Origin of the sequence: Streptomyces sp. NBC_01478, assembly GCF_036227225.1 — a bacterium.
Taxonomy (GTDB): domain Bacteria; phylum Actinomycetota; class Actinomycetes; order Streptomycetales; family Streptomycetaceae; genus Streptomyces.
The window spans coordinates 5576905-5601899 of record NZ_CP109444.1 but is presented as its reverse complement, the minus strand read 5'-3'; the positions used below and the strand labels follow the sequence as shown (position 1 = coordinate 5601899).

The following is a 24995-nucleotide window of genomic DNA, read 5'->3' as shown; positions in this document are numbered from 1 at the left end:
ACAGGTTTCTCATGGGAGTCGGCGGTTACGGCACGGCGAACGGGCCGCGGCTGGTTGCCGCGGCCCGTTGCCGTTTGCTCCGCCGAGGGGACCCCACGTCCCCCTCTGCCGGCGGCTCCCCGTGACCCGACGGGGAGGTTCTGCGGGGGTGTGTCAGCCGGTGAAGGCCGAGACGCCCTCCGGGGTGCCCCAGCCGGTCGGGCCGTCGTAGCCCGACTTCGCGGTGCAGTAGTACGAGGTGGAGCAGGTGCCGTTGTTGCCGCTCGTCACGTCGTTCAGGGCGGAGGTGCCGGCCGCGGCGTAGGGGTAGGAGGCCGGGTAGTCGCTGCTGCCGGGGGTGCCGGCCAGCGCGTAGACCGAGGCGATGATCGGGGACGAGGCGCTGGTGCCGCCGTAGGTGCCCCAGCCGGTGCCGTCGGCGCCGTAGGTGTCGTAGACCGAGACGCCCGTGGCCGGGTCGGCGACGGCGGAGACGTCGGAGATCATGCGCTTGGTGCAGGTGGCGTCGGTCTGCCAGGACGGCTTGGCGTCGTACGCCGAGCAGCCGGAGCCGGTGCCCTCGGTGCTCGACGTCTTCCACACGGACTCGGTCCAGCCGCGGGAGTTGGAGGACGTGGAGAGGGCGGTGCCGCCGACCGCGGTGACGTACTGCGAACCGGCCGGGTACTCGGCGCCGTAGGCCTCGTCGCCCGCGCTGGCGGTGATGGCGACGCCCGGGTGCTTGTAGTACGAGGTGTCGTACGTCGTGTCGGAGGAGGACTCCGAGCCGCCGTAGGAGTTCGAGACGAACTTGGCGCCCAGCTTGACGGCCTCGTTCACCGCGGTGCCGAGGTTGGCGTCGCTCGCGGACTTGGCCTCGACCAGGAGGATGTTGCAGTTCGGGCAGGTCGCGCTGACCATGTCGAGGTCGAGGGACTCCTCGCCGGCCCAGCCGCTGTCGGCGGTCGGCAGGGAGGTCGTCGAGCCGGTCTGGCTGACCTTCTTGAAGCAGCCGTTGGCGACCGTGCAGGCCGAGAGGCCGTAGTACGAGCGGTAGGTCGCGAGGTCGGCGGCGGCGTTCGGGTCGTCGTAGGCGTCGACGATCGCGACGGTCTCGCCGGAGCCGTTGTCGGCGGCCGCGTCGGCGAGGCCGTAGGCGGACTGGATGTCCGAGGGGCCGTAGCCGGTGGGGTCGTCGGTGGCGGCCTTCGGGGAGATGGTCTTCGGCGCGATGCCCTTCAGCGCGGCCTGCTTCTCCATGAAGGCGGTGGTGCCGCCGGTGACGCGGAGGGCGTTACACGCGGCGAAGCCCTTCTTCGGGGTGGCGCCGCAGGCGGCCTTCTCGTACTGCACATGGGCCTTGGCGACCTGGGCGGCGACGGCCTTGGCGCTGACCTTCTTGGTGCTCGAGGTGGTGTCCGCGGCGGCGCTCGCGTGGGCCGCGGTGCCGAGTCCGGCGATCAGGAGCGCGGCGGTCGCGGCGGCGGCGGAGCCGAGTCTGCGCCAGTTGCCGCGTATGTGGGGGGAGTTGGGCGGTGACGTACGCAACGTACAGCCTCCAGGGAGAGGTTGGCAGAGGCCTGCGGGTGGGGGGTCCACCGGTGAGGTTCCCGGTGGGGGCGGCGGCCCGCGACGACCATCTCTTGTTGAGTACGTGACAACAAGGAGGATTCCGGAACTCTGACTTCCGCGTTACTCAAGGGGGTTGGGGGATTGCTGATCAATGGCGCCGGGATGGCGTGGCGATGGCCCGGGCTTGACTCTCTCCATCGAATATCCACAGCGGGACGCGCGTTGACAGGCGTCAACAGGGGGCGCTGGAGGTGCGCTTGAACAGCGCTAGAAGTGCGCGAGGATCTGGCGCAGGGGGTGTCCGACCGCGGCTGCGACGGAGGCCAGCTCCTCCTCGGTGAGCCACCCTCGGTTCGGATACAGGGCCGCGATCCTGAAGCTCGCGAAGCCCATCGGCCAGTCGTAGGTCAGCTCGTTGAGCGATGTCTCGGCGCCGCAGCAGGGGACCGTGACCCGGAGGGTGGAGAAGCCTTCGTCGTAACGCTCCTGGACGGCTTCGCCCCACCAGTCGTCGGAGTCCGCGCCGCAGTGCGGGCAGCGGATCGCCGTCAGGTTGGCGCCGCAGTGGACCACCTCGACGGTGTCGTGCCAGGTGGCTTCCAGACCGCGGCGGGCGTCCGCGTCGGGGAGCAGGGCGGACAGGGCTGCCTCGGCGCGGTCCGCGGCCGCACGGGTGGGCTGCCAGTGCGGGTCGGTCGGGATCACCGTCAAGTAGTTGTCGCTCACTGCTCGTTGCCCCGGGGCCTGAGGCCGTTCAGCAGGTGGTGGATCAGGGGCGCTATGCCGGCCACCGCGGCCTCCGGGGTGAGCGTGCCCTGGGCCGCGAAGGAGGCCGTGCCGTGCAGGGCGGCGCCGATGACGAAGGCGATGGTCCAGGGCTCGCCGGGGATCATCTCGCCGCGCTTCTGGGCGTCGATGACGATCTGGACGAACTGGGTCGTCGTGCCGTCCACGGCCGCCCGCAACTGCTCGGAGATGTCCGGGTCGTGCTTGCGGGAGTACATGACCTCCAGCAGCTCGGCGTTCGAGACCGCGAAGTGCACGTAGGCCGTGGCCAGTTCACTGAGGCGGGCTTCCAGCGGCAGCTCGGGGCCGTCGGCGGCGCCCAGCTCCTCGGCCATGCGCTCGAAGCCGGCCAGGGCCAGGGCGTCGAGCAGCGCCTGCTTGTCCTTGAAGTGACGGCCGGGGGCCGCGTGGCTCACCCCGACGTCCCGGGCGAGTTCGCGCAGGGACAGGGCGGCGACGCCCTTCTCCAGCAGGGTGCGCTCCGCGCTCGCGAGCAGGGCGGAGCGCAGGTCTCCGTGGTGATAGGGGCGTACGGGCATGCGAGCCATCGTATCGCGATGTTGTCGGCGCCAGCATTGTTGCCGCCGACATCATTGTTGTCATTGACATCATTGTAGGCGTTGCCTACATTGGGAGGCATGGACAAGACGGACAGCACCATCAGCAGCAAGGGCCGGGCCAAGTGGGACGCGGGGCGGATCCCCGACCTCTCCGGCCGTACGGCGGTCGTCACCGGGGCCAACAGCGGTATCGGCCGCGTGGCCGCCGCCGAGCTGGCCCGGGCGGGCGCGCACGTCGTGTTCGCCGTACGGGACCTGGAGCGGGGGCGGGCCGCGGCGGCCGGGGTGCGCGGCAGTACGGAGGTGCGGAAGCTGGATCTCGCGGAGCTGGCGTCCGTGCGGGAGTTCGCCGCGGGCTGGGAGGGGCCGCTGGACCTGCTGGTCAACAACGCGGGCGTGATGCTGCTCCCCGAGCGGCGGACGCGCGACGGCTTCGAGATGCAGTTCGGCACCAACCACCTGGGCCACTTCGCCCTCACGAACCTGCTGCTGCCGCACATCACCGACCGCGTGGTGACCGTCTCCTCCGGCGCGCACCGGATGGGCGACGGCTACGTCCACTTCGAGAACCTGAACCTGGACGGGATCTACGCCCCGCAGCGCGCGTACTCCCAGTCCAAGCTGGCCAACCTGCTCTTCACCCTCGAACTCCAGCGCAGGCTCACGGAGTCGGGCTCTCCCGTCCGCTCCCTCGCGGCACACCCGGGCTGGGCGGCGACCAACCTCCAGAGCCATACGGCGAACCCGGTCTCGCGCGTGCTCATGGCCGTCGGCAACAAGGTCGTGGCCCAGGACGACAGGGGCGGCGCCCTGCCGACGCTCTTCGCGGCGACCCAGGATCTTCCGGGCGCGAGTTATGTCGGTCCGAGCGGGTGGGGTGAGATGCGGGGCGCGCCGACGCTGGTGGGGCGGAGCGCGGCGGCGAGTGACGTGGAGGCGGCGAAGCGCTTGTGGACGGCTTCGGAGGAGCTGACCGGGGCGGTGTACTCGTTGGCTGGTGCGGTGCGTTAACTCCAGGTGCGCGCCCGGGAGTTGAAGATCTCCGGGTCGCTGTGCACCGGCAGGACGCAGAGCAGATGGCCGCCGGGGGCGCGCAGTACGCGGCACTCCAGCCAGCGGTCTACCTGGGTCGCGCCGAGGGCGAGCAGGCGGGCGGTCTCCGCCTCCACGTCGTCGGTCTCGATGTCGATGTGGAAGCGGGGGTTGGGGTCGTCGATCGACTGAACCGCCGTGACCAGGCCGGGAATTGCCTCGTGGAGCGTTGTGAACTGCTCCTCCCCGCGGACCGGTTCCGCCGGGGCGCCGAGCGCCGCCGACCAGAAGGCCGCGGCGGCTGCGGCCTCCGGACCGGGGGTGTCGATCAGGAGGGCGTAGACGCGGCTTCTATGCATCTGGCCTGTTTCCCAGGCCTGTTGTGTCCGCAGAGTCCGCAGAGTCCGCCGGGTCTGCCGGGTTTTCCGCGCCCTCCACGCCCTCCACGCCCTCCACGCCCTCCACGAAGTGGTCGAACTCGCCTGCCTGTACGCCGAGTACGAAGGCGTCCCACTTGCGGCGGTTGGTGGTGACCACGTTCGTCGGGTCGCTGGTCTCGCGGATGTAGACCGGGGCCTCGCCGTCGTCCCCCTCGCCGAAGGCGAGCTCGATCCAGGGGCCCGGGCCCGTGGCGTCCGGTGGGGCGGCTCGTTCCCAGTGGAGGTCGGGGGGGATGTCGGACACGGGGTTTCCTTCGTCGGGTGCCGGGGAGACGTCGAGTATGGCGCAGGAGAGGCGGGAGGGACGGGCGGACAGTACGGTGGACTGAACGTGACCACCGGACCAACGTCGGCCGAAGCCGGAATGCGCCCTTCACAGGGAAATCTCAGCAAACGTCGACGTCCTTTCTCACCTTCGTGGGACAGAGTGAGGCCCGATGAAGCGCAGCTCACGCATCTCCCGTTCCGCGCACCTCGCGGGCAACCGCAGGTACGCGCTGTTCGTCGCCGTGGTGACGCTGGCGCTGACCTCGGCGTCCGTGGCGACCGCCGACGACGGTCCGGGCCCCTTCGGGGTGACCACCGTGACCGAGGTGAGCAAACAGAGCGTGCGGGTGGGTGCCCTGTTCGGTGCGGCCCACGCCACCAGCCTCGCCGGCGGGCACCACTGCACCGCGTCCGTGGTGCACAGCGCGGGCCACAACCTCATCGTCAGCGCGGCGCACTGCCTGGACGGGGACCCCGGAGACGTGTTCGTGCCCGGCTACCGGGACGGCAAGGCACCGTACGGGGTGTGGAAGGTCGAGCGGCGGTTCCTGCCGGACGGGTGGTCCAAGGCGCAGGCCGAGGACAGCGACATCGGCTTCGCGACGCTCGTCGAGGTGGACGGCAAGAACGTCGAGGACGTGGTCGGGGCCGACCGGTTCACGACCGGGATGGCGACCGGGGCCACGGCGGTGACGATCACCGGGTATCCCTCCGCCACCGACCAGCCCATTAGCTGCACCAACAAACCCACCCAGCACAGCAGCACCCAGCAGCGCATCGACTGCCCGGGCTTCACCGGCGGCACCAGCGGCAGTCCCTGGGTGAACGGGGACCAGCAGGTCGTGGGTGTCATCGGCGGACACGAGCAGGGCGGCCTGACGCCCGACATCTCCTACAGTGTCGTGTTCGGTAAAGAGGCGGCCGAGTTGTACAAGGACGCCACGACTGACCCGAAATAAGGAGCCGTATCCGGCACGGCCGACGCGCTGAATACGCGTCAGATGTGGCGGAAGCACGGCGAAATGCCGCCACCCTGCCCCGAAATGGCCTTGAACAGGGCTGACATGGGGGAGGGTTGAGCCGTGCGAAAAGTATGGGTGGCCGGTGGGGTCGCGGTTGGGCTGGGGCTCAGCTTTGTGATGCTGCTCGTCGTCGGGGTCTACCTCGTCGCCGGGAACCTCGCGGGCGGGGCCGGCGGTGGGAGCATCGCGCTCGCCAAGGGCTCGGTGCCGGCGGCGTACTCGGCGCTCGTGCAGAAGTGGGGCAACCTCTGCCCCGCCCTCAACCCCGCACTGCTCGCCGCCCAGCTCTACCAGGAGAGCGGGTTCAACCCGAACGCGAAGAGCCCGGCGAAGGCCGAGGGGATAGCGCAGTTCATCCCCGGGACCTGGGCCACGCACGGGATCGACGGCAACGGCGACGGCGTACGCGACGTATGGGATCCGAATGACGCGATTCCGTCGGCCGCGACCTACGACTGCGAGCTCGCCTCGTATGTGAAGGACGTGCCGGGGAACCTGACCGCCAACATGCTCGCCTCGTACAACGCGGGGGCGTACGCGGTCATCAAGTACGGGGGCGTGCCGCCGTACTCGGAGACCAAGAACTACGTGAAGACGATCACGACGCTGTCGCAGAGCTTCGCCGCGCCGGTCACCCGGGTCGATCCCTCCGAGCAGGCCGCCACCGCCATCAACTACGCCCAGAACAAGCTCGGCACCCCCTATCTGTGGGGCGGGAACGGCACCGCGGACCAGGGCGGGCGCTTCGACTGCTCGGGGCTGACCAAGGCCGCGTTCGAGGCCGCGGGGATCACGCTGCCGCGCGTTGCGAACGATCAGTACAACGCGGGGCCGCATCCGCAGCGGGCCGAATTGCTGCCGGGAGATCTGGTGTTCTTCTCGGACGACCTCACCAATTCCCGCGCGATCCGGCATGTGGGGATTTATGTCGGCGGCGGGTACATGATCGACGCACCCCGGACGGGTGCTGTGATCCGGTTCGACCCCATTGACACCCCCGATTACTTCGGTGCGACCCGGGTCACCGAAGATGGCGCGAAAGCACTCCCCACGACGGTGTGAACCGAGCGTGAACCCACCCCCTGAGCTGCGGCGATGAGTCTCTCTTCGATAACGTCTGAGTGATCATTCGGTGGAGGGTGGAACGTATTAAGCGGGACCGTGCGTTCCTGTTCAGTAATGCGCACGAGAGGTGCGCCCGGAACTACGACGTAGGAGCCGCAGCACCATGGCTGTACTCGCCGAATCCGGGTCCAATCCCGACGTCGATCTGCTCTACGACATCAATGGCCTCGCCAAGGACGCACCGCACTGGTTCGACCGGGGTGTGGAGTTCGTCGGTGAGTACGGGCTGCTGGCCGCGATGGTGCTGCTCGTGGTGTGGTGCTGGTGGTCCGTGCGGCGGCGGGGGGACGAGGACTCGGCCGCGTCCGTCGCGGGGCTGGTCTGGGCGCCGCTGGCCGCTGCGCTCGCTGTCCTCGTGAACGTGCCCATACGCGGGTTCGTGGAGCGGCCCCGGCCGTTCCTCGACCACAGCGGGATCGATGTGCTGATCTCCGGGAAGACCGACTACTCCTTTGTGAGCGATCACGCCACGATCACCATGGCGATGGGGGTGGCGCTGTTCGTTGCGGACCGGCGGTTCGGGGTGGCCGGGATCGGGGTCGCGCTGTTGGAGGGGTTCTGCCGGGTGTACATGGGCGTGCACTATCCGACTGACGTGATCGGGGGGTTCGCGCTGGGGACGGCTGTGGCTCTTCTTCTGTCGCCGCTTGCGATGGTGCTGCTCACGCCGGTTCTCAAGGCGGTTGAGGCTTCGGCGTGGGGTGGGTGGCTGGTTCGGTCGGCTGGTGCTCGGCGGGTGGGGCGGGACCCCTTGATTCCGGGGGCTCGTACGGAGGCTTCGGGGACCGAGGAGAGAGACCTCGCGGCGTGAATGTTCCGTCGTGAGGTGGGTTCTTTGTCCGCGGGTGCGTGGGGGCTGGTCGCGCAGTTCCTCGCGCCCCTAAAAGACGGGCGTTGCAGGGGCCGATGCTTACAGGCCCTGGGGATACGTGAAGAAGCGGTTGGGGTCGTACTGCTTCTTCAACGTTGTCAGGCGCGTTGACGCGTCGCCGTAGTACGCCTTGCGCCAGTTGGTGAGGGTCGGGTCGGTGTAGTTCTGGTAGGCGGCGCCCGAGGCGTACGGCTTCATCGCGGTGTGGAAGGACGTCAGCCAGGACTGGGCCGACGTGCCGGCCGTGCCGGAGGGCCAGGAGACTATGTACTGGGCCAGCATGCGGGAGCGGCGGTGGACGAAGGCCGTCGCCGTGGGGGAGACGCGGTTGACCGCGCCGCCCAGGGCCGTCAGCGCGATGTCGCCCGAGTTGCCGCGCACCGCCTTCATCTGGTTGAGCATCGTCTGGATGCCCGTGGCCGAGATCGAGCGGTCGAAGAAGTCGGAGCGGCCCACATAGGTCTCCCGCGCCAGCGCGCCCTGCGGGGAGCGGCCCGGGGTCGAGCCCGGGAGGTGGCACTGGGCGTCCGTGGAGAAGGACGAGCAGCCCGCGTAGGCCTCCATCGACTCCTCGTACGTGTGCCGCTTCAGCGAGACGCTCGACGCGTTGCCGCCGACCAGGTGGGCCAACTTGTCGACCGCGTTCTGGAGTTCGGTGTAAGTGCCCAGGGAGAACGCGGCCACCGAGACCTTGGGGGTGCCGCCCGGCGTGTTCGTCAGATGGCAGGACGACCAGATCTCGTCGGGCTGGTCCGGGCCCCACTCCTGCCAGGCCTTCACCACGGCCGCCGCCATCGACGACGGCCAGGTCAGATACCCCGATACGGCCTGGGGCGCGGGGTGCGTCTTGAACTGCAGCTCGGTGACGACGCCGAAGTTGCCGTTGCCCGCGCCGCGCAGCGCCCAGAACAGGTCCTTGTTCTCGCTCGCGTTGGCGACCAGTTGCTTGCCGTCGGCGGTGATCAGCGTGGCCTGCGTGAGGCTGTCGCAGGTCAGGCCGTACGCCCGGGAGACCACGCCGTGGCCGCCGCCCAGGGTGAGGCCGGAGACGCCGACGGTCGGACAGGAGCCGGCGGGGATGGTCACGCCCTTCGCGGCGAGACCCCGGTACACGTCGATCAGCTTGGCGCCGGCGCCGACGACCGCCGAGGAGCCGCTCGCCCGGATCTTGTTCAGCTTCGACACGTCGACGATGAGGCGGCCGTCGCCGGAGGACCAGCCCGCGTAGGAGTGGCCGCCGTTGCGGATCGCGACGCGGATGTTGTGGGCGCGGGCGTAGGAGAGGACCGAGCGGATGTCGTCGGGGTTCGCGACGTACGCCACCGCGGCCGGCTTCAGGGAGTCGAAGCGGGTGTTGTAGAGCTGGTGGGCCGTCTTCCAGGAGGCGTCACCGGGGCGGACCAGGGTGCCGTCCAGCTCCCGGGCCAGGGCGGCCCAGTTGGCGGCGGCCGCGGCGGTGGTGGTGCGCAGCCCTGACGTGCCCGTCGAGGAGGAGGCGTTGGTCGCCGTGGCCGTCGGGTCGCCGCCGGCCGTGTTCTTGCCGTTGCACGCGGTCGTCGCGACCGCGGCCAGCGCGGCCATGCCGCCACCTATGAACGAACGCCGTTCCATTTGCGCCTCCTGTGGGGGTTACGTGAAGTGAGATACGTCCGGCGCCCCACAAGTTCTCGCGCTCATGTCACGGGTTCGGAACAGACACATGCCCCGCGGCGTCCGTCCTGGCCTGGCTTCTCGCCCGTCTCGCCGGACCGCGCCAGCCGCACACGCACCGGCCGAAGCAGAACGGCCCCTGCTCGACCAGCGTCGTGCGATGTTCCGGATCCACGGGGGGAGCCTCTCGGCTGTCCTGCTGTGCCACTCCGACAACGTTACCGAGGTTCCGTAAAGGGTTCGTATGGCGGCCGTATGTCCTTGACCGCGGACCGGGCACGCGTGACGGGGCAACCTGCCCGCTCGTTAGGCGGAACGACAGGGGCCCGTGACGACGTACCGGGGGTACGGGAGCAATGGAGCGGCAGCACAGGCGTACCGGCGGGACGGTCGTCGCGGCGGGAATCGTGGTCGGGGTCTGTGTCGGTGCCGGTGGGTGCGGTGCCGGTGACGGGGTGGCGACCGCGGACGCGCGGGGCGGCGGGGACGCGGTCGCGGTGGTGCGGCGCGCGGCCGACACCCTTGTGGCGGCGGGGAGTTCACAGGCCCGTACGTCCATGGAGATGGCCACCGGCGGCACCCGGGTGACCATCCGCGGCGAGGGCGGCTACGACTTCCGCCGCCAACTGGGCCGACTGAAGGTGCAGTTGCCGCAGGATCCGGCAGGCGCCAGCGAGCACCGGCCGATCACCGAACTCCTCGCGCCGGGCGCCCTGTTCATGAAGAACCGGGGTGCCGGGGTGCCCGTCGACAAATGGGTACGGGTCGACACCGGGACGCTGTCCGACGGGAACCTCGTGACCGGCGGGGCCACCGACCCCTACGCCGCGGCCGAGTTGCTGCGCGGGACGACCAGGGCGACGTATCTGGGAAAGACGGAGGTGGCCGGGGCTCTGGTGCGTCACTATCGGGGGGTCGCCGATCTCGCCGTCGCCGCGCGGAGCGCGTCGGCGGGGAACGAGGCGGCCCTGAGGTCGGCGGCGAAAGGGTTCGCCACCCCTCGGGTGCCCTTCGATGTCTTCCTCGACGAGAAGGGGCGCATCCGCAAGGTCCGGCAGCGGTTCAGCTTCGTCAACGGGCAGCGCCGCAGCACCGTGGCGGTCGCCTCGACGACGTTGCTGTACGACTTCGGGGCCCCCGTGGACGTACGACTTCCGGCGTCGAAGGACATCTACGCCGGGCAGATCGCCGAGAAGTGACCTGAACCGATCGGTGTGAGTCCGGGTGAGGACTAGCCCGTCCGTGCCATGCGCGGTGTGTAGGCCGCTCCCTACTCTAGGAAGTCGGTGACGGCAGAGAAGAGGTGATGCGCGTGGCTCCGGTCGGCGGTACGGCAGTTCAGGACCACGTGGCCCTCGCCGAGATCGAGCTGTGCGGAGACCTGATCATCGCGGCCTCGGCCGCCGAGGACCGGCTCAGCCTGGAGAGCATCGACGAGGTGCTGAAGGTCGCCGAGGAACGGGATGCCTCCGGCGGGGCCAGGGGGTAGGGGCGGGCGTGACGCTTCGCTCGTCGGTGTGGGTCGCGGGCCACAGGTGTGGGGCCCCGGCCGCGTTGTCGTCGGGCGGTGATTTTTCCGCGTTCGAATGGCCTCGACTGGGCAACCTCCGTCGCGTCGCCGCCGCCGCATGCGCCGCGCTCGCTCACCGGCGCCCGTCAAGTACCGCCGGTTCCCCGCGACTTGATCCGCCGGCCAGGCGTTACGTGCGCAGGAGGCGGGCGATCGCCTTCGTCGCCTCTTCGACCTTCGCGTCGATCTCCTCGCCGCCCTTGACCGCCGCGTCGGCGACGCAGTGCCGCAGGTGTTCCTCCAGGAGCTGCAGTGCGAACGACTGCAGGGCCTTCGTGGAGGCGGACACCTGGGTGAGTATGTCGATGCAGTAGACGTCCTCGTCGACCATGCGCTGCAGGCCGCGGATCTGGCCCTCGATCCGGCGCAGGCGCTTGAGGTGCTCGTCCTTCTGCTTGTGGTAACCGTGCGTCACCGGTGCGTCGGCCGGTTCGATGGCCGGTTCGGAGGGCGCTGCCGTCGTGTCGGCCTCGGTGGTCGTCATCGCGTCCATTGCGTCCTCCAGACATATACCCCTAGTGGGTATATCGTAACGAACTTTGCTGGGTATAGGGCCCTTGGTACGCCCCCGTGCGGATCACTGTGCCTGATGGGCGACACTGGGGGACGGCCCATTAGCCGTGGCCGGATGATGCACTTAGCATCAGCCTGACCGAAACCGATGCATCCCGAGGACCCCTTGTGCGCTTTCGTCTGACCCCCAGGGAGACGAGCTTCTACGACATGTTCGCCGCGTCCGCGGACAACATCGTCACGGGCTCGAAACTCCTCATGGAACTGCTCGGGGCGGACACCGCCGGCCGGGCCGAGATCGCAGAGCGTATGCGGGCCGCTGAACATGCCGGTGACGATGCCACGCACGCGATCTTCCACCAGTTGAACTCCTCCTTCATCACGCCCTTCGACCGCGAGGACATCTACAACCTCGCTTCCTGCCTCGACGACATCATGGACTTCATGGAGGAGGCCGTCGACCTGGTCGTCCTCTACAACGTGGAGGAACTGCCCAAGGGCGTCGAGCAGCAGATCGAGGTACTGGCGCGGGCGGCGGAGCTGACTGCCGAGGCCATGCCGAACCTGCGCACGATGGAGAACCTCACCGAGTACTGGATCGAGGTCAACCGGCTGGAGAACCAGGCCGACCAGATCCACCGCAAGCTGCTGGCCATGCTCTTCAACGGCAAGTACGAGGCCATCGAGGTGCTCAAGCTCAAGCAGATCGTGGATGTGCTGGAGGAAGCGGCGGACGCGTTCGAGCACGTGGCGAACACGGTGGAGACCATCGCCGTCAAGGAGTCCTGACCTCTCCATGGACACCTTCGCTCTGGTCGTGACCATTCTGGTCGCGCTCTTTTTCACGTACACGAACGGTTTTCACGACTCCGCGAACGCCATCGCTACGTCCGTCTCGACGCGGGCGCTGACTCCGCGCGCCGCGCTGGCGATGGCCGCGGTCATGAATCTCGCCGGTGCCTTTCTCGGTTCCGGGGTCGCCAAGACGGTGAGCGAGGGGCTGATCGAGACGCCCGAGGGGTCGAAGGGGATGGGGATCCTCTTCGCGGCGCTGATCGGTGCGATCACCTGGAACCTGATCACCTGGTACTTCGGGCTGCCGTCCTCGTCCTCGCACGCGTTGTTCGGCGGGATGGTGGGGGCCGCGCTGGCCGGCGGTACCGATGTCATCTGGCACGGGGTCGTCGACAAGGTCATCGTGCCGATGTTCGTGTCGCCGGTCGTCGGTCTGGTCGGCGGGTATCTGGTGATGACCGCGATCATGTGGATCTTCCGGCGGGCCAATCCGCACAAGGCGAAGCGGGGGTTCCGGATCGCTCAGACCGTCTCCGCGGCCGGTATGGCTCTCGGGCACGGTCTCCAGGACGCGCAGAAGACCATGGGTGTCGTGGTGATGGCCCTGGTGATTTCCGGCCACTCGACCTACGGCGATCCGATTCCGGTGTGGGTGAAGATCGTCTGCGCGCTGATGCTGTCGCTGGGGACGTACGCGGGTGGGTGGCGGATCATGCGGACGCTCGGGCGGAAGATCATCGAGCTTGATCCGCCGCAGGGGTTCGCGGCGGAGACGACGGGCGCGGCGATCATGTTCACCACGGCGTATCTCTTCAAGGCGCCTGTGTCGACGACGCATGTCATCACCTCGGCGATCATGGGTGTCGGGGCGACGAAGCGGGTCAACGCTGTTCGGTGGGGTGTTGCCAAGAACATCGTGATGGGGTGGTTCATTACGATGCCGGCGGCCGGGGTCGTCGCGGCGCTGGCGTTCTGGGTCGTGGACCTGGCGTTCCTGTAGGCACGCACCCGGCGACGGTTCCCAGGAGACTCCGCCCCCGGGACCCCCGGCCTGTGCCCACCCACCACCCGTCTCGGTGGGGCGAGAAGGCGCCGTAGAGGCAGAACGAATGGACCCCGGGTCCGGAACCCTTGGCTGCCCGCTGCCCGCTGCCCGCGTTTACGGTCGGCCGAGAGGCGAGCCGTCGCGTGACCCGGGTCTCTTGAGTGGCTCACTTCTCGACCGACCGTAAACGGGTCGGCGGGTGGGAAAAGGTCGTGAACCGCCCGTCACTTCAAGTCGCCGAGTCGCGTGATGGGTGACCTCTCGGCCTGCCGAGTCGGGTGGGCGGGTGGGAAAGAAAACGCGAACGGGCCCGCCCCCGGGAGCCAGGGGCGGGCCCTTTTCGTCCTCGCGGTGGCACCGCCATGCAGCACCGCGAGGGGTTCCAGAAGAGGATGTCCCGGTTTAGCCGAAGCGGCCCGAGATGTAGTCCTCCGTGGCCTGGACCGACGGGTTGGAGAAGATACGCTCCGTGTCGTCGATCTCGATGAGCTTGCCGGGCTGGCCGACCGCCGCGAGGTTGAAGAAGGCCGTACGGTCCGAGACGCGCGCCGCCTGCTGCATGTTGTGCGTCACGATGACGATCGTGAAGCGTTCCTTCAGCTCGCCGATCAGGTCCTCGATCGCCAGGGTGGAGATGGGGTCGAGGGCCGAGCAGGGCTCGTCCATCAGCAGGACCTTCGGCTCGACCGCGATCGCGCGGGCGATGCAGAGGCGCTGCTGCTGACCACCGGACAGGCCCGAACCGGGCTTGTTCAGGCGGTCCTTGACCTCGTTCCAGAGGTTCGCGCCCTTGAGGGACTTCTCGACGACGTCCGACAGCTCGCTCTTCTTGTACGAGCCGGCGAGGCGCAGGCCCGCCGCCACGTTGTCGAAGATCGACATCGTGGGGAACGGGTTCGGGCGCTGGAAGACCATGCCGATCTCGCGGCGCACCGACACCGGGTCGATGGCGTGGCCGTAGAGGTCCTCGTCGTCCAGGAGCACCTTGCCCTCGACCCGGCCGCCGGGCGTGACCTCGTGCATACGGTTGAGCGTGCGCAGGAAGGTCGACTTGCCGCAGCCGGAGGGGCCGATGAAGGCCGTCACCGTGCGCGGCTCGACCGTCATCGAGATGTCTTCGATTGCCTTGTGTGAGCCGTAGTAGGCGGTGAGCCCACTGACGTCGATTCGCTTGGCCATGACTGCTTCACTTCCAGGGGGTTCAGAACGGTCGCTGAGGAGGTCGCGGTCAGCGACCGGTCTTGGGGGCCTTCCAGCGGGCGATGCCGCGGGCCACCAGGTTGAGGATCATCACGAAGGCGATCAGCGTGAGGGACGCGGCCCAGGCACGGTCGTAGGCCGCACCGGAACCCGCGCTCTGCGAGAACTGCTGATAGATGTACAGCGGCAGCGACGCCTGCGCCCCGTGGAACGGGTCGTTGTTGATGAACGGGTTGCCGAACACCAGCAGCAGGACGGGCGCGGTCTCACCGGCGATGCGTGCCACCGACAGCATGATGCCGGTGGTGATGCCGCCGATAGCGGTCGGGAGGACCACCTTCAGGATCGTGCGCCACTTCGGGATGCCGAGGGCGAGGGAGGCCTCGCGCAGCTCGTTCGGTACGAGTTTCAGCATCTCCTCGGTGGAGCGGACCACGACCGGCATCATCAGGATGGCCAGGGCCAGCGAACCGGCGAAGCCGAAGGGCTGCATGTCCCACATGATCATGAGGGAGAGGATGAACAGACCCGCGACGATCGACGGGATGCCCGTCATGACGTCGACGAAGAACGTGATCGCCTTGGAGAGCTTGCCCTGTCCGTACTCGACGAGGTAGATCGCGGTGAGCACACCGATCGGGGCGCCGATCAGGGTGGCGAGGGCGACCTGCTCCAGGCTGCCGATGATGGCGTGGTAGATACCGCCGCCGGGCTCGGTGTCGGCGACCACACCCATCGAGTGGGTCAGGAAGTAGACGCTGAGGACCTTCACACCGCGCGAGATCGTCGTCCAGAGGAGCGAGACGAGCGGGACCACGGCGAGGAGGAAGGCGACCCAGACGAGGCTGGTCGCGATGCGGTCCTTGGCCTGGCGGCTGCCCTCGACGCGCGACGCGATGACGTACGTACCGACGACGAAGAGGATCGCCGCGATCAGGCCCCACTGGATCTTGCTGTCCAGGCTGCCGACCAGACCGATGAGGACGGCCAGCACGATGGAGCCGCCGGCGATCGCGTACGGCGACCACTTGGGGAGCGTGGCGCCCTGGAGGGTGCTCACGGGCTTGTCGGCTACGGCTGCGTTGCTCATGCGTTGGCCCCCGAGTACTCCGCGCGGCGGGCGATGATGAGCCGGGCCGCGCCGTTGACCAGCAGGGTGATGACGAACAGGACCAGACCGGAGGCGATGAGCGCGTCCCGGCCGTCCTGCGTCGCCTCGCTGAACTTGCTGGCGATGTTCTGGGCGAAGGTTCCGCCGCCCGGGTTGAGCAGGCTGGCGTGGATGATGAAGTCCGGGGAGAGCACGGTGGCGACGGCCATCGTCTCGCCGAGCGCGCGGCCGAGGCCGAGCATCGAGGCGGAGATCACGCCGGAGCGGCCGAAGGGGATCACCGCCATGCGGATGACCTCCCAGCGGGTGGCGCCGAGGGCGAGGGCCGCCTCCTCGATCATCTGCGGGGCCTGGCGGAAGACCTCACGGCTGACGTTGGTGATGATCGGCAGGATCATGATCGCGAGCAGGATGCCGACGGTGAGCATCGAGCGCGGGGCACCCTCCTCCCACGAGAAGATCCCGGTCCAGCCGAAGTAGTCGTTGAGCCAGCCGAAGAGGCCGATCATGTGCGGGACCAGGATCAGGGCGCCCCACAGGCCGTACACGATGGACGGTACGGCGGCCAGCAGGTCGATCACGTAGGAGACCGGGCCGCGGAGCTTGCGCGGGGCGTAGTGCGTGGTGAAGAGGGCGATGGCGACCGCGACCGGGACCGCGATGACCATGGCGATGATCGAGGACACCACGGTGCCGAACGCCAGGACGGCGATGCCGAACTCCGGCGGGACCAGGCTGGTGTTCCACTCGAAGGTGGTGAGGAAGTTCGCGTGGTCCTTGCTGATCGCGAGCGAGGCGCGATAGGTGAGGAAGACCGCGATGGCGGCCATGATCACCAACAGCAGGATGCCCGACCCGCGGGAGAGACCGAGGAAGATCCGGTCACCGGGTCGGGTGGCGCCGCGGGCGGTGCGCTTCTGCGCGGCGGCGGAGGGCTCGGGGGTGGGAGGCGGTGCTTCTTCAGGGTTCTTTGTCGATATATCCATTGGGATTCTCCGGTCTGCGGGTCCACACGTGCGGTGTGCGGTCCGTGGCGGCGGTGCACCGGACGGTGCGGCCGGGCCCCTGGATCGGGGCCCGGCCGCACACTCGGACTAGCTGATGCTCGCGATGGTGCTGCGAACCTTGGCGATGATCGTGTCGGGGATCGGCGCGTAGTCGATGGTGGAGAGGACCTTCTGGCCCTCCTCGCTGGCGATGTAGGTCAGGAACGCCTTCGTGGCGGGCAGCGTGTCGGCCTTGTTGCCCTTGTTGCAGACGATCTCGTACGTCACCAGGGTGATCGGGTACGCGCCCTCGGCCTTGGTGTTGTAGTCGAGCTGCAGCTTCAGGTCGTCGCCGGTGCCGACGATCTTGGCGGCGGCGATGTCCTTGGTGGCGCTGTCGGTGCTGGGCGCGACCGCGGCCGAGGCGCCGGTGTTGATGCTGACGGCCTTGACGCCGTCAGCGACGTAGGAGAGCTCGAAGTAGCCGATGGCGCCGGAGGTCTGCTTGACCCCGGCGGCCACGCCCGCGGAGCCGGCCGCCGACTGGCCGCCCTTGGCCTGCCAGGCCTTGCCGCCGTCGTACTTCCAGTTGTCCGGGGTGGTGGCGATCAGGTACTTGGTGAAGTTGTCCGTGGTGCCGGACTCGTCCGAGCGGTGGAACGCCTGGATCTTGAGGTCGGGCAGCGTGGCGGACGGGTTCAGCTTCTTGATCGCCGCGTCGTTCCACTTGGTGATCTTGCTGTCGAAGATCTTCGCGAGCGTCGGGGCGTCCAGGACCAGGTTGTCGACACCCGGGACGTTGTAGCCGAGCGCGATCGGGCCGCCGACCATCGGGAGGTCGATGCCCTGGCCGCCGGAGCAGACCTGCTTGGAGGCGGTGACCTCTTCGGGCTTCAGCGCGGAGTCGGAACCGGCGAAGGCGAGCTGGCCCTGGTTGAAGGAGGTGACACCGGCGCCGGAGCCGCCGCCCTTGTAGTTGATCTGGACGCCACAGGCCGTGCTGAACGCCTTGACCCACGCGTCGATCGCGTTCTTCTGCGCGGACGAGCCGTCGGCGAGCAGTTGCTGGCCCTTCTTCGCGTCACCGCAGACGGCCGAGCTGGCGTTGGCCGCGGACGAGGAGCTGCTGCTCGACGAGCCACCGTTGTCGTCCGAGCCGCACGCCGTGAGGGCCAGGGCGCCGGAGACGGCGAGAGCACCGAGGGTGAGGGCCCGCCGGTTCATGCGCTGAAGCTTCACTTGAAAGAGTTCCTTCCGAGAGCCGCCGTCCTGAATTACGGCGGCGTGCGAAGACGGGGTGACGCGGGTGGCGACCCCCAGGTCGCGGCTCGCATCGCTTAAGGCCGAAATTAGGCAGAACAGGTGAAGGCGCCTATGGGCATAAGTGAACGGAGGGTGAACCCCTGTGGGCGGTGCGGTTAGGTCACGGAACGCTCACGTCGAGGACACGAGCTGATTCCGGACTATGCCAGGTGCAGAGCGGTCTCCAGCGCGTCCACGAGCGGGCGGTCCCTCGGCTGGGTGAGGGGCCCGCTTCGGCCCCCGTTGGCAACGTAACGCGAGGTGGGAGGTACGGCACCCGCGGGACGGCGGGCGTCCTGGGCGCGGTCGGGACCCATGACGACACCCCCTAGCCGAGCGGATCCTCGTCCGTGCGGACCGCGATCAGCACGAGGGAGATCAGGTCGCGGTCCCGTTCGTGGGTGAGGCGCGCGTGGGCCTCGTCCGGGTGGAGCCAGCGGAGTTCGCTGACCTCGTCGTTGGGTGCGAAGGTTCCGCCGGTCGCCTCGGCCGCCCAGTAGCGGACCTCCTTGGGCCGCCCGTGGTGGTCGATGTACTGGGCCGAGGGGAGCCGTGTCCCCAGCCGGCACGTGTGGCCGGTTTCCTCCAGCACCTCGCGACGGGCCGCCTCCTCGAACGTCTCGCCGCGTTTGAGCTTGCCCTTGGGCCAGGACCAGTCGGCCCACTTGGGCCGGTAGACCAGCGCCAGTTCTATCTCTCCGGCGGACCGGTGACGCCACAGGACGCAGCCTGCTGCCTGGACGGTGGTGTCGTTCGTGGAGGAAGTCACTGGTGTTCACCGTCTCCTCTGCGCGGTCGGTGCGGGCGTCAGGGGGTGCGCACCGCCTGTTTCTGCCACGACTGCTGGAAGGCGAAACGGGCCGCCTCCACCTCGTGGCGCTGGTCGGCGTGGAGCACTCCGAGCGCGTACGCGGTCGCCGGGGCGATGCGCGGGGTGCGGGCCGCCGACGCGGCGGCCGCGGCGGCCTCCGAGGCGTCCCGGTGCAGATTGAGGGCCTGGCCGGCCGTCAGCAGGCGTACGTCCGTCGGAGCGCCGTCCCCGCGCAGGACCTCGCCGGCGTAGCGGTGCAGCCGCAGCAGCAGGCGTACCTGGTGCCAGGGGCCGTCCTGGGGGTGCTGGGCGGGGTCGGGGGAGAGGCCGTGGATGAGGGCCTCCGCGTTGTACGGGTGCCCGGCGGTGACCAGGGGCAGCGCGGTGACCGCGTCGGTGAGCCGCTCCCCGGCGGCGGCGGCCAGCGGGCGCAGGTCGGCGGCGTTGGCGGCCGGGGTCAGCGGGACCTCGCTGGCCAGGACGGCGACCTTGTCGGCGACCGCGTGGAAGCGGGAGGAGCCGAGGGCCTGGAGGGCGGTGGAGTGGGCCCGGGTCCGGGCCAGGGTGAGCTGGCGCTCCAGGAGGGCGCCCGCCTTGGCCGCGCCCACGGTGAGGCTGCCGCGCTCGGTGGTGGTGGCGGTCGGCGTCGCCGGTCCGGTGCCCCGGGCGCCCGCGGCCGCCGGGACGCCCCGGCCCGCGCCGGTGACCCGGCCGCCCACGGCGGAGGCCGCCGACTGCACGGGGAACGCCGCCGAGCCGGACAGCCGGTGCAGGGCGAGCAGCAGCCGCTCCAGCCGGGCCGCGCACGCGTGCTCCAGGGCCAACGTGCCCGACAGCCACGCCAGTTCGGGGCGCATCTCCTCGGACCAGTCGGCGTCCAGCAGCGGCCGGAAGGTGTGCAGGCTGCCGCTGATCCGGCGGGCGGAGTGGCGCAGGGCGCGCGCCGCGTCGACGGAATCCTCCGTGCCGTTCTGGCCGTTGCCGGTCTCCCGGTGCAGCCGTAGCGCACGGAGGAACTCCGTGGCCTGGCCGCGCAGGTAGCCCGCGAGGGCGTCACCTGTCACGGCACGGGCCGTGGGATCCGTCGGGTCAAGGTGTTGCTGTGCCACGCCGGCGCCTCCGGGCGTCTATGAGCATCTCCTGGACGTTGCGCAGGGGTTGGCCTTCCGCGTCGGTCGCGTGCCGGGTCCATTCGCCGTCCGGGCCCAGGTGCCAGGAGGAGGTGGTGTCCGACACACCGGTCTCCAGGAGCCGGCTGATCGTGGCGCGGTGGGCCGGGTCGGTGACCCTGACGAGGGCCTCGATCCGACGGTCGAGGTTGCGGTGCATCATGTCGGCGCTGCCGATCCACACCTCGGGTTCGCCCCCGTTGCCGAAGACGAAGACGCGGGAGTGTTCGAGGAAGCGGCCGAGGATGGACCGTACGCGGATGTTCTCGGACAGGCCGGGGACGCCGGGCCGCACCGCGCAGATGCCGCGCACCCACACGTCGACCGGGACGCCCGCCTGGGACGCGCGGTAGAGCGAGTCGATGATCGCCTCGTCCACCATCGAGTTGACCTTGATGCGGATGAACGCGGGGCGCCCGGCACGGTGGTGCTGGACCTCCTTGTTGATCCGGGCGATCAGGCCGTCGCGCAGCGACTTGGGGGCGACCAGCAGGCGGCGGTAGGTCTCGCGGCGCGAGTATCCCGACAGCCGGTTGAAGAGGTCCGAGAGGTCGGCGCCGACCTGCGGGTCCGCCGTCAGCAGGCCGAGGTCCTCGTAGAGGCGGGCCGTCTTCGGGTGGTAGTTGCCGGTGCCGACATGGCTGTAGCGGCGGAGCGTGTCGCCCTCCTGGCGGACCACGAGCGACAGCTTGCAGTGGGTCTTGAGACCGACCAGGCCGTAGACGACGTGGCAGCCCGCCTCCTCCAGCTTGCGCGCCCACTTGATGTTGGCGTGCTCGTCGAAGCGGGCCTTGATCTCGACCAGGACGAGGACCTGCTTGCCGGCCTCGGCCGCCTCTATCAGCGCGTCCACGATCGGGGAGTCGCCCGAGGTGCGGTACAGGGTCTGCTTGATCGCGAGGACGTCGTCGTCGTTCGCCGCCTGCTCCAGGAACCGCTGCACCGACGTGGAGAACGAGTCGTACGGGTGGTGCAGCAGCACGTCCCGGTTGCGCAGGGCGCCGAAGATGTCGGGCGCGGACGCGGTTTCGACCTCGGCGAGGTCGCGCTGGGTGCCCGCGATGAACTTCGGGTACTTCAGCTCGGGCCGGTCGAGCGAGCCGATGCGGAACAGGCCGGTGAGGTCGAGCGGACCCGGCAGCGGGTACACCTCGGCCTCGCTGATCTTCAGCTCGCGCACCAGCAGGTCCAGCACCTCGCGGTCGATGGACTCCTCGACCTCCAGCCGCACCGGCGGCCCGAAGCGGCGCCGCATGAGCTCCTTCTCCAGGGCCTGGAGCAGGTTCTCGGCGTCGTCCTCCTCGACCTCGAGGTCCTCGTTGCGGGTCAGCCGGAACGCGTGGTGCTCCAGGATCTCCATGCCCGGGAAGAGTTCCTCCAGATGGGCGGCGATGACGTCCTCCAGGGGGACGTACCGGCCCGGCGAGGACTCCAGGAAGCGGGAGAGCAGCGGCGGCACCTTGACGCGCGCGAAGTGGCGGTGGCCGGTGACCGGGTTGCGGACGACGACCGCGAGGTTCAGCGAGAGCCCCGAGATGTACGGGAAGGGGTGCGCGGGGTCGACGGCCAGCGGGGTCAGCACGGGGAAGATCTGGTGCCGGAAGAGCGTGAAGAGGCGGGCCTGCTCCTTCTCGGTCAGCTCGTTCCAGCGGACCAGGTGGATGCCCTCCTCCGCCAGCGCGGGGGCGATGTCCTCGTGGTAGCAGGCGGCGTGCCGGGCCATCAGCTCGCGCGAGCGGGCCCAGATCATCTCCAGCACCTCGCGCGGCTGCAGGCCGGACGCGGAGCGGGTGGCGACACCGGTGGCGATACGGCGCTTGAGGCCGGCCACCCGGACCATGAAGAACTCGTCCAGGTTGCTGGCGAAGATCGCGAGGAAGTTCGCCCGCTCCAGGAGCGGGGTGTTCGGGTCCTCGGCGAGCTCCAGGACTCTCTCGTTGAACGCGAGCCAGCTCCGCTCCCGGTCCAGGAAGCGGCCCTGCGGCAACTGGGGCCCGTCGTACGGCGACTCCTCGTACTCGTCGAGGTCGGCGTCGATGTCGGGTTCCAGATCGGAGACCGCCGCCGACACGGTGTGCGGGCGGTGCGCGGCTATGGAGCCCACGGAGGGCTGCGCGTGCTGGACCTGTGCCTGGGCGTTGGGCTGGCTGCTCATGTGCCCATTGTTCCGCGCCACCGGTGATACGGGCGCGTCGGAGAGCGCCGGAGGGAGTGTGAGGGCGGCCCCGTTGCTCCCGTTCACCTCGGGAGGTGGCGAAGGCTCTGGCACGACGGGCTTCATTCGCCGAGCGTCGCAAGCCCGTCTGAACCGTTGGTTACGGCGACATGGCGTGCGGGATATCGGGGGGCGGCTCCCGGACGTCTACGGCACGGAAACGAACGTAACGGATGCCTGGGAGCCGCGGGGAGGTGGGTTCCGGTCAGGCCGTGCGGCGGCGCAGCAGGGTGAAGGCGGCGGCGGCCGCCAGGGCGGCGACGGCGAGGACGAGGGCGGTTTCGGTGAGCTGGAGGGGCCAGAACTGGGAGGAGGGGTGGTACTCGCTGTAGTAGCCGACGATGTCATGGGCGGCCGGGCAGGCCTTTCCGCCGCCGACGCACGGGTCGGGGATGTGGGCGCCGGTGGAGGTGACGGCGCCTTCGCCGCCGTAGATGACGTTCGCGGGTGCCGCGTAGCCCTCCTTCAGGTCGCCGACGCTGGTCTTCCACGGCACGAGTCGGGGGCTTGCCCAGGAGATGAGGTACGACACGCCCGTCAGTGCCACGGCGCCGGGGACGCCGGCCAGGGCCCGGCGCTGGACCAGGCCCGTGAGGGCACCGACGGTGAGGCCCAGCAGGGGGAACGCGATCGCGACCGTGCCGTTGGCGTAGAAGGTGTTGTGATCGTTCCAGCCCCAGCCGTCGGGGACCTGGTGCGCGTCGAAAAGCAGACGGTGCAGCAGGACGAGCAGGGTGGTGCCGGCGGTGAGCAGGGCGGCCGGGACGGCGAGTTTGGTCGCCAGCCAGCGGGCCGGGCTGATCGACTGGGTCCAGGCGAGGCTGGCGGTGCCGTTCTCCAGTTCGCGGCCGATCAGCAGGCCGCCCGCCCAGACGGCGACGAGGATCGGCAGAAAGCCGATCGCGACTTCGCTGAGGGTGTAGGCGAGGTGGTAGCCCTCGATCGCGTCGTTCCAGTCACAGACGTCCTCGGTGCACTGCTGCTGCCACGCGGCGTGGGCCGAGTTCCCCAACGGCCCGTACGCCCACAGGAGCACCGCCGAGATCACGGCGACGAAGACTCCCCAGGCGATCAGCGCGGGCCGGTGCAGCCGCAGCAGCGCGCGGCGCGGGCGGGCCGGTCTCGGCGGGGCCGTCCTGGTGAGGGCCGGGGCGGTCATACGGTGGCTCCCTTGATGTTCGTACGGCGGCCGAGCAGCGTGAACGCGGCGACCAGGGCGAGTGCGGTGAGGGTGAGGAGTACGGCGGTCGCGGTGAGCTGGACCGGCCAGAAGTGGCGGTCGGGCCAGATGTCGTCCCAGGTGCGGCCGAAGAAGGAGCGCGCCGCGTAGGTGACGCCGACGGCCACCGCCAGCGCGGGCAGCGCGCGGCCGAGGGCGACTCCGGCGAGGGTGCCGGCGGCCAGGGCGAACAGGACCAGGGCGACGGAGAGCGGGCCGGCCGGGACGAGGACGCGGTCCCAGGACCAGTTGGTGACCAGGACGTCCTGGTCGGTGGTCCAGACCCAGGCGTAGACCAGGCCCAGCAGGGTGGTGCCGGCGGCCAACGGCAGGGCCGCCGCGGTGAGTTTGGCGGTGAGCCAGCGGGCCGGGGTGACGGACTGCGTCCAGGCGAGGCGGGCGGTGCCGCTCTCCAATTCGCGGCCGACGAGGGCGGCGCCCGCCCAGGCGGCGACGGCTACGGAGACGTAACTGAGCACCTCGCCAAGGAAGTTCATGACGTTGTTGACGTCGGTGAGGACGAAGTACGAGGCGCCGTGATCCTGTCGCGCGGCGGGAGCCCGGAACAGGTGCACCCACAACAGGGCGCCCACGGCGAGGAGTTGGAACGCGCCCCAGACGATCAGTGCCGGGCGGTGCAGCCGCAGTACGGCGCGGCGCGGTCGGGCGGTGGGGCTCAGGGCCAGGGCGGTCATGCGGCGGCTGCCTTACGGACGGGCGCCGGACCGGTCTGGCGCTTGAGGAGTCGGAACGCGGCCACGGTGAGGGCGGCGGTGACGGCGAGGATGATCGCGGTCGCCGTCAACTGGAGGGGCCAGTAGTGGGATTGGGGGTGGTAGTCGTTGTAGTAGCCGACGGCGCGGAGCTTGGCGTAGACGGCCCGGCAGTCCGCGTTGGTGATGGAGCCGCACTGCGGGTTGGCGATGTGGGCGCCGGAGGAGGTGACCAGGCCCTGGTCGACGACGATGCCGGAGCCCTGCGGCACGTTGTGCTCGAGGCTGCTGACCTTGGTGACGGCGGGCCAGAGATGGGGCGTCGCGATGGCCATGACGCTCCACACGAACCCTGTGACACCGAGCGAACCGACCAGCGCACCAAGGGAGTTGCGCTTGAGCAGGCCGAAGAGGGCGCCGCCCACCAGTCCCACCAGGGCCATGGCGACGGTGGCCGGGCCGTTGGCGGCGTAGGTCCCGATGTCGAACCAGTCCTTGGCCGAGTCGATACGGCCCTGGCCCGTCGACCAGGCCCAGTGGTGCAGCCCCACCAGCAGTGCGGAGCCCGCGGTGATCAGTACGGCCGGGAGGGCGAGCTTGGCGGCGAGCCAGCGGGCCGGGGAGACCGACTGCGTCCAGGCCAACTGCGCGGTGCCGTGCTCCAGTTCGCGGCTGGTCAGCGCGGCGCCGGACCATGCGGCGACCAGGACCGGGACGGCGATGACGGCGAAGGTCGTGTACGCGTACCAGTCCTTGAAGCGGGCGACCGCGCTCGGGTCGTACACGCAGCCGCCCGACTCGCAGGCGCGGTACTGCTTCCAGCCCTCGACGGCCCCGTCGGTGAGCGGGCCGCCCACCCACAGCAGGAGGGCGCCGAGGACGAGCACGAACCCGGCCCAGGCCAGCAGGGCGGGCCGGTGCAGACGCAGCAGCCAGCGGAGCAGACGCGGCGACGTTTTGGCCGGGCCTCCGGTGACCGGCGGTGTGGCGAGGGCGGTCATTCGACGGTCTCCGGGGTGTCGGGGATGGGCGGGTGCTGGAG

At 69.6% G+C, this 24995-nt stretch carries 25 protein-coding genes; 8 read left to right on the top strand and 17 right to left on the bottom strand.

What is annotated here, in order from left to right; all coding sequences use genetic code 11:
• Positions 1 to 153 precede the first annotated feature (153 nt).
• The 3 genes from OG223_RS25245 to OG223_RS25235 all read right to left on the bottom strand — a co-directional run bounded on the left by OG223_RS25245 (position 154) and on the right by OG223_RS25235 (position 2885).
• Positions 154 to 1527, bottom strand: a complete 1374-nt coding sequence (locus tag OG223_RS25245) for a S53 family peptidase (protein WP_329252895.1) — start codon at positions 1525 to 1527, stop codon at positions 154 to 156.
• Between the two features lie 291 nt (positions 1528 to 1818).
• Positions 1819 to 2277, bottom strand: a complete 459-nt coding sequence (locus OG223_RS25240) for a hypothetical protein (protein ID WP_329252892.1) — start codon at positions 2275 to 2277, stop codon at positions 1819 to 1821.
• Positions 2274 to 2885 carry a TetR/AcrR family transcriptional regulator gene (locus OG223_RS25235; protein WP_443073738.1) on the bottom strand — a complete coding sequence of 204 codons (612 nt, stop codon included), beginning with the start codon at positions 2883 to 2885 and terminating at the stop codon, positions 2274 to 2276. The genes OG223_RS25240 and OG223_RS25235 overlap by 4 nt, the downstream gene beginning before the upstream one ends.
• A 90-nt stretch (positions 2886 to 2975) precedes the next feature.
• Here OG223_RS25235 and OG223_RS25230 point away from each other — a divergent pair, with 90 nt between their 5' ends.
• Positions 2976 to 3908: an oxidoreductase gene (locus tag OG223_RS25230; protein WP_329252887.1), complete on the top strand. Its 933-nt coding sequence runs from the start codon at positions 2976 to 2978 to the stop codon at positions 3906 to 3908.
• Here the strand turns inward: OG223_RS25230 and OG223_RS25225 are convergent.
• Positions 3905 to 4288, bottom strand: coding sequence for a VOC family protein (locus tag OG223_RS25225; protein WP_329252884.1), 384 nt, complete (start codon positions 4286 to 4288; stop codon positions 3905 to 3907). The genes OG223_RS25230 and OG223_RS25225 overlap by 4 nt on opposite strands.
• A complete protein-coding gene (locus OG223_RS25220) occupies positions 4281 to 4613 on the bottom strand; it encodes a DUF397 domain-containing protein (protein ID WP_329252881.1) in 333 nt (110 codons plus the stop codon). Before OG223_RS25220 ends, OG223_RS25225 begins: the two co-directional genes overlap by 8 nt.
• Positions 4614 to 4806: 193 nt before the next feature.
• Between OG223_RS25220 and OG223_RS25215 the strand changes: the two genes are divergently transcribed.
• The 3 genes from OG223_RS25215 (at position 4807) to OG223_RS25205 (ending at position 7594) form a co-directional block, all read left to right on the top strand.
• Entirely contained in the window at positions 4807 to 5595 is a 789-nt protein-coding gene (locus tag OG223_RS25215) for a trypsin-like serine peptidase (protein WP_329252877.1), read from the top strand.
• A 180-nt stretch (positions 5596 to 5775) separates the two neighbouring features.
• Complete coding sequence (locus OG223_RS25210) at positions 5776 to 6720, top strand: C40 family peptidase (protein WP_329265455.1); 945 nt, start codon at positions 5776 to 5778, stop codon at positions 6718 to 6720.
• Positions 6721 to 6886: 166 nt separating this feature from the next.
• Complete coding sequence (locus OG223_RS25205) at positions 6887 to 7594, top strand: phosphatase PAP2 family protein (RefSeq protein ID WP_329252875.1); 708 nt, start codon at positions 6887 to 6889, stop codon at positions 7592 to 7594.
• 99 nt (positions 7595 to 7693) lie between these two features.
• Here OG223_RS25205 and OG223_RS25200 read toward each other — a convergent pair whose 3' ends face one another.
• A complete protein-coding gene (locus OG223_RS25200) occupies positions 7694 to 9265 on the bottom strand; it encodes an FAD-dependent oxidoreductase (RefSeq protein WP_329252872.1) in 1572 nt (523 codons plus the stop codon).
• Between the two features lie 395 nt (positions 9266 to 9660).
• Between OG223_RS25200 and OG223_RS25190 the strand changes: the two genes are divergently transcribed.
• On the top strand, positions 9661 to 10503 hold the full coding sequence (locus OG223_RS25190; protein WP_329252866.1) for a hypothetical protein: 843 nt from the start codon (positions 9661 to 9663) through the stop codon (positions 10501 to 10503).
• 107 nt (positions 10504 to 10610) lie between these two features.
• Positions 10611 to 10793: a hypothetical protein gene (locus OG223_RS25185; protein ID WP_329252864.1), complete on the top strand. Its 183-nt coding sequence runs from the start codon at positions 10611 to 10613 to the stop codon at positions 10791 to 10793.
• Positions 10794 to 11004: 211 nt separating this feature from the next.
• Here OG223_RS25185 and OG223_RS25180 read toward each other — a convergent pair whose 3' ends face one another.
• Positions 11005 to 11358 carry a metal-sensitive transcriptional regulator gene (locus OG223_RS25180; RefSeq protein WP_329265453.1) on the bottom strand — a complete coding sequence of 118 codons (354 nt, stop codon included), beginning with the start codon at positions 11356 to 11358 and terminating at the stop codon, positions 11005 to 11007.
• Positions 11359 to 11555: 197 nt separating this feature from the next.
• Between OG223_RS25180 and OG223_RS25175 the strand changes: the two genes are divergently transcribed.
• Entirely contained in the window at positions 11556 to 12176 is a 621-nt protein-coding gene (locus OG223_RS25175) for a DUF47 domain-containing protein (protein ID WP_043672967.1), read from the top strand.
• Between the two features lie 7 nt (positions 12177 to 12183).
• A complete protein-coding gene (locus tag OG223_RS25170) occupies positions 12184 to 13182 on the top strand; it encodes an inorganic phosphate transporter (protein WP_329252859.1) in 999 nt (332 codons plus the stop codon).
• 447 nt (positions 13183 to 13629) lie between these two features.
• Here the strand turns inward: OG223_RS25170 and pstB are convergent, their stop codons facing one another.
• The 10 genes from pstB to OG223_RS25120 form a co-directional block, all read right to left on the bottom strand.
• Positions 13630 to 14406 (bottom strand): phosphate ABC transporter ATP-binding protein PstB, encoded by a 777-nt coding sequence (gene pstB, locus OG223_RS25165; protein WP_317885236.1) that lies wholly within the window; start codon positions 14404 to 14406, stop codon positions 13630 to 13632.
• Positions 14407 to 14455: 49 nt separating this feature from the next.
• The gene (gene pstA / locus OG223_RS25160; protein WP_329252852.1) at positions 14456 to 15517 is read right to left on the bottom strand and encodes a phosphate ABC transporter permease PstA; all 1062 of its coding nucleotides are present in this window, start codon (positions 15515 to 15517) and stop codon (positions 14456 to 14458) included.
• On the bottom strand, positions 15514 to 16524 hold the full coding sequence (gene pstC / locus OG223_RS25155) for a phosphate ABC transporter permease subunit PstC (protein WP_329252849.1): 1011 nt from the start codon (positions 16522 to 16524) through the stop codon (positions 15514 to 15516). The genes pstA and pstC overlap by 4 nt, the downstream gene beginning before the upstream one ends.
• Before the next feature lie 108 nt (positions 16525 to 16632).
• Entirely contained in the window at positions 16633 to 17763 is a 1131-nt protein-coding gene (gene pstS / locus OG223_RS25150) for a phosphate ABC transporter substrate-binding protein PstS (RefSeq protein WP_329252846.1), read from the bottom strand.
• 391 nt (positions 17764 to 18154) lie between these two features.
• Positions 18155 to 18595, bottom strand: a complete 441-nt coding sequence (locus tag OG223_RS25145; RefSeq protein WP_329252843.1) for an NUDIX hydrolase — start codon at positions 18593 to 18595, stop codon at positions 18155 to 18157.
• Positions 18596 to 18633: 38 nt separating this feature from the next.
• Positions 18634 to 19746, bottom strand: a complete 1113-nt coding sequence (locus OG223_RS25140; protein ID WP_329252840.1) for a CHAD domain-containing protein — start codon at positions 19744 to 19746, stop codon at positions 18634 to 18636.
• Complete coding sequence (locus tag OG223_RS25135; RefSeq protein WP_329252837.1) at positions 19727 to 21961, bottom strand: RNA degradosome polyphosphate kinase; 2235 nt, start codon at positions 21959 to 21961, stop codon at positions 19727 to 19729. Before OG223_RS25135 ends, OG223_RS25140 begins: the two co-directional genes overlap by 20 nt.
• A gap of 265 nt (positions 21962 to 22226) precedes the next feature.
• Entirely contained in the window at positions 22227 to 23180 is a 954-nt protein-coding gene (locus OG223_RS25130) for a hypothetical protein (protein WP_329252834.1), read from the bottom strand.
• Complete coding sequence (locus OG223_RS25125; RefSeq protein ID WP_329252831.1) at positions 23177 to 23935, bottom strand: hypothetical protein; 759 nt, start codon at positions 23933 to 23935, stop codon at positions 23177 to 23179. The genes OG223_RS25130 and OG223_RS25125 overlap by 4 nt, the downstream gene beginning before the upstream one ends.
• Positions 23932 to 24954 (bottom strand): ABC transporter permease, encoded by a 1023-nt coding sequence (locus OG223_RS25120; RefSeq protein ID WP_329252829.1) that lies wholly within the window; start codon positions 24952 to 24954, stop codon positions 23932 to 23934. Before OG223_RS25120 ends, OG223_RS25125 begins: the two co-directional genes overlap by 4 nt.
• Positions 24955 to 24995: the final 41 nt, after the last annotated feature.

Coding starts and splice junctions, on each gene's coding strand:
- OG223_RS25235 (WP_443073738.1), bottom strand. CDS start 2,885: ATGGCTCGCATGCCCGTACGCCCCTATCACCACGGAGACCTGCGCTCC.
- OG223_RS25230 (WP_329252887.1), top strand. CDS start 2,976: ATGGACAAGACGGACAGCACCATCAGCAGCAAGGGCCGGGCCAAGTGG.
- OG223_RS25225 (WP_329252884.1), bottom strand. CDS start 4,288: ATGCATAGAAGCCGCGTCTACGCCCTCCTGATCGACACCCCCGGTCCG.
- OG223_RS25215 (WP_329252877.1), top strand. CDS start 4,807: ATGAAGCGCAGCTCACGCATCTCCCGTTCCGCGCACCTCGCGGGCAAC.
- OG223_RS25210 (WP_329265455.1), top strand. CDS start 5,776: ATGCTGCTCGTCGTCGGGGTCTACCTCGTCGCCGGGAACCTCGCGGGC.
- OG223_RS25205 (WP_329252875.1), top strand. CDS start 6,887: ATGGCTGTACTCGCCGAATCCGGGTCCAATCCCGACGTCGATCTGCTC.
- OG223_RS25200 (WP_329252872.1), bottom strand. CDS start 9,265: ATGGAACGGCGTTCGTTCATAGGTGGCGGCATGGCCGCGCTGGCCGCG.
- OG223_RS25190 (WP_329252866.1), top strand. CDS start 9,661: ATGGAGCGGCAGCACAGGCGTACCGGCGGGACGGTCGTCGCGGCGGGA.
- OG223_RS25185 (WP_329252864.1), top strand. CDS start 10,611: ATGCGCGTGGCTCCGGTCGGCGGTACGGCAGTTCAGGACCACGTGGCC.
- OG223_RS25180 (WP_329265453.1), bottom strand. CDS start 11,358: ATGACGACCACCGAGGCCGACACGACGGCAGCGCCCTCCGAACCGGCC.
- OG223_RS25170 (WP_329252859.1), top strand. CDS start 12,184: ATGGACACCTTCGCTCTGGTCGTGACCATTCTGGTCGCGCTCTTTTTC.
- pstB (WP_317885236.1), bottom strand. CDS start 14,406: ATGGCCAAGCGAATCGACGTCAGTGGGCTCACCGCCTACTACGGCTCA.
- pstA (WP_329252852.1), bottom strand. CDS start 15,517: ATGAGCAACGCAGCCGTAGCCGACAAGCCCGTGAGCACCCTCCAGGGC.
- pstC (WP_329252849.1), bottom strand. CDS start 16,524: ATGGATATATCGACAAAGAACCCTGAAGAAGCACCGCCTCCCACCCCC.
- OG223_RS25135 (WP_329252837.1), bottom strand. CDS start 21,961: ATGAGCAGCCAGCCCAACGCCCAGGCACAGGTCCAGCACGCGCAGCCC.
- OG223_RS25130 (WP_329252834.1), bottom strand. CDS start 23,180: ATGACCGCCCCGGCCCTCACCAGGACGGCCCCGCCGAGACCGGCCCGC.
- OG223_RS25125 (WP_329252831.1), bottom strand. CDS start 23,935: ATGACCGCCCTGGCCCTGAGCCCCACCGCCCGACCGCGCCGCGCCGTA.
- OG223_RS25120 (WP_329252829.1), bottom strand. CDS start 24,954: ATGACCGCCCTCGCCACACCGCCGGTCACCGGAGGCCCGGCCAAAACG.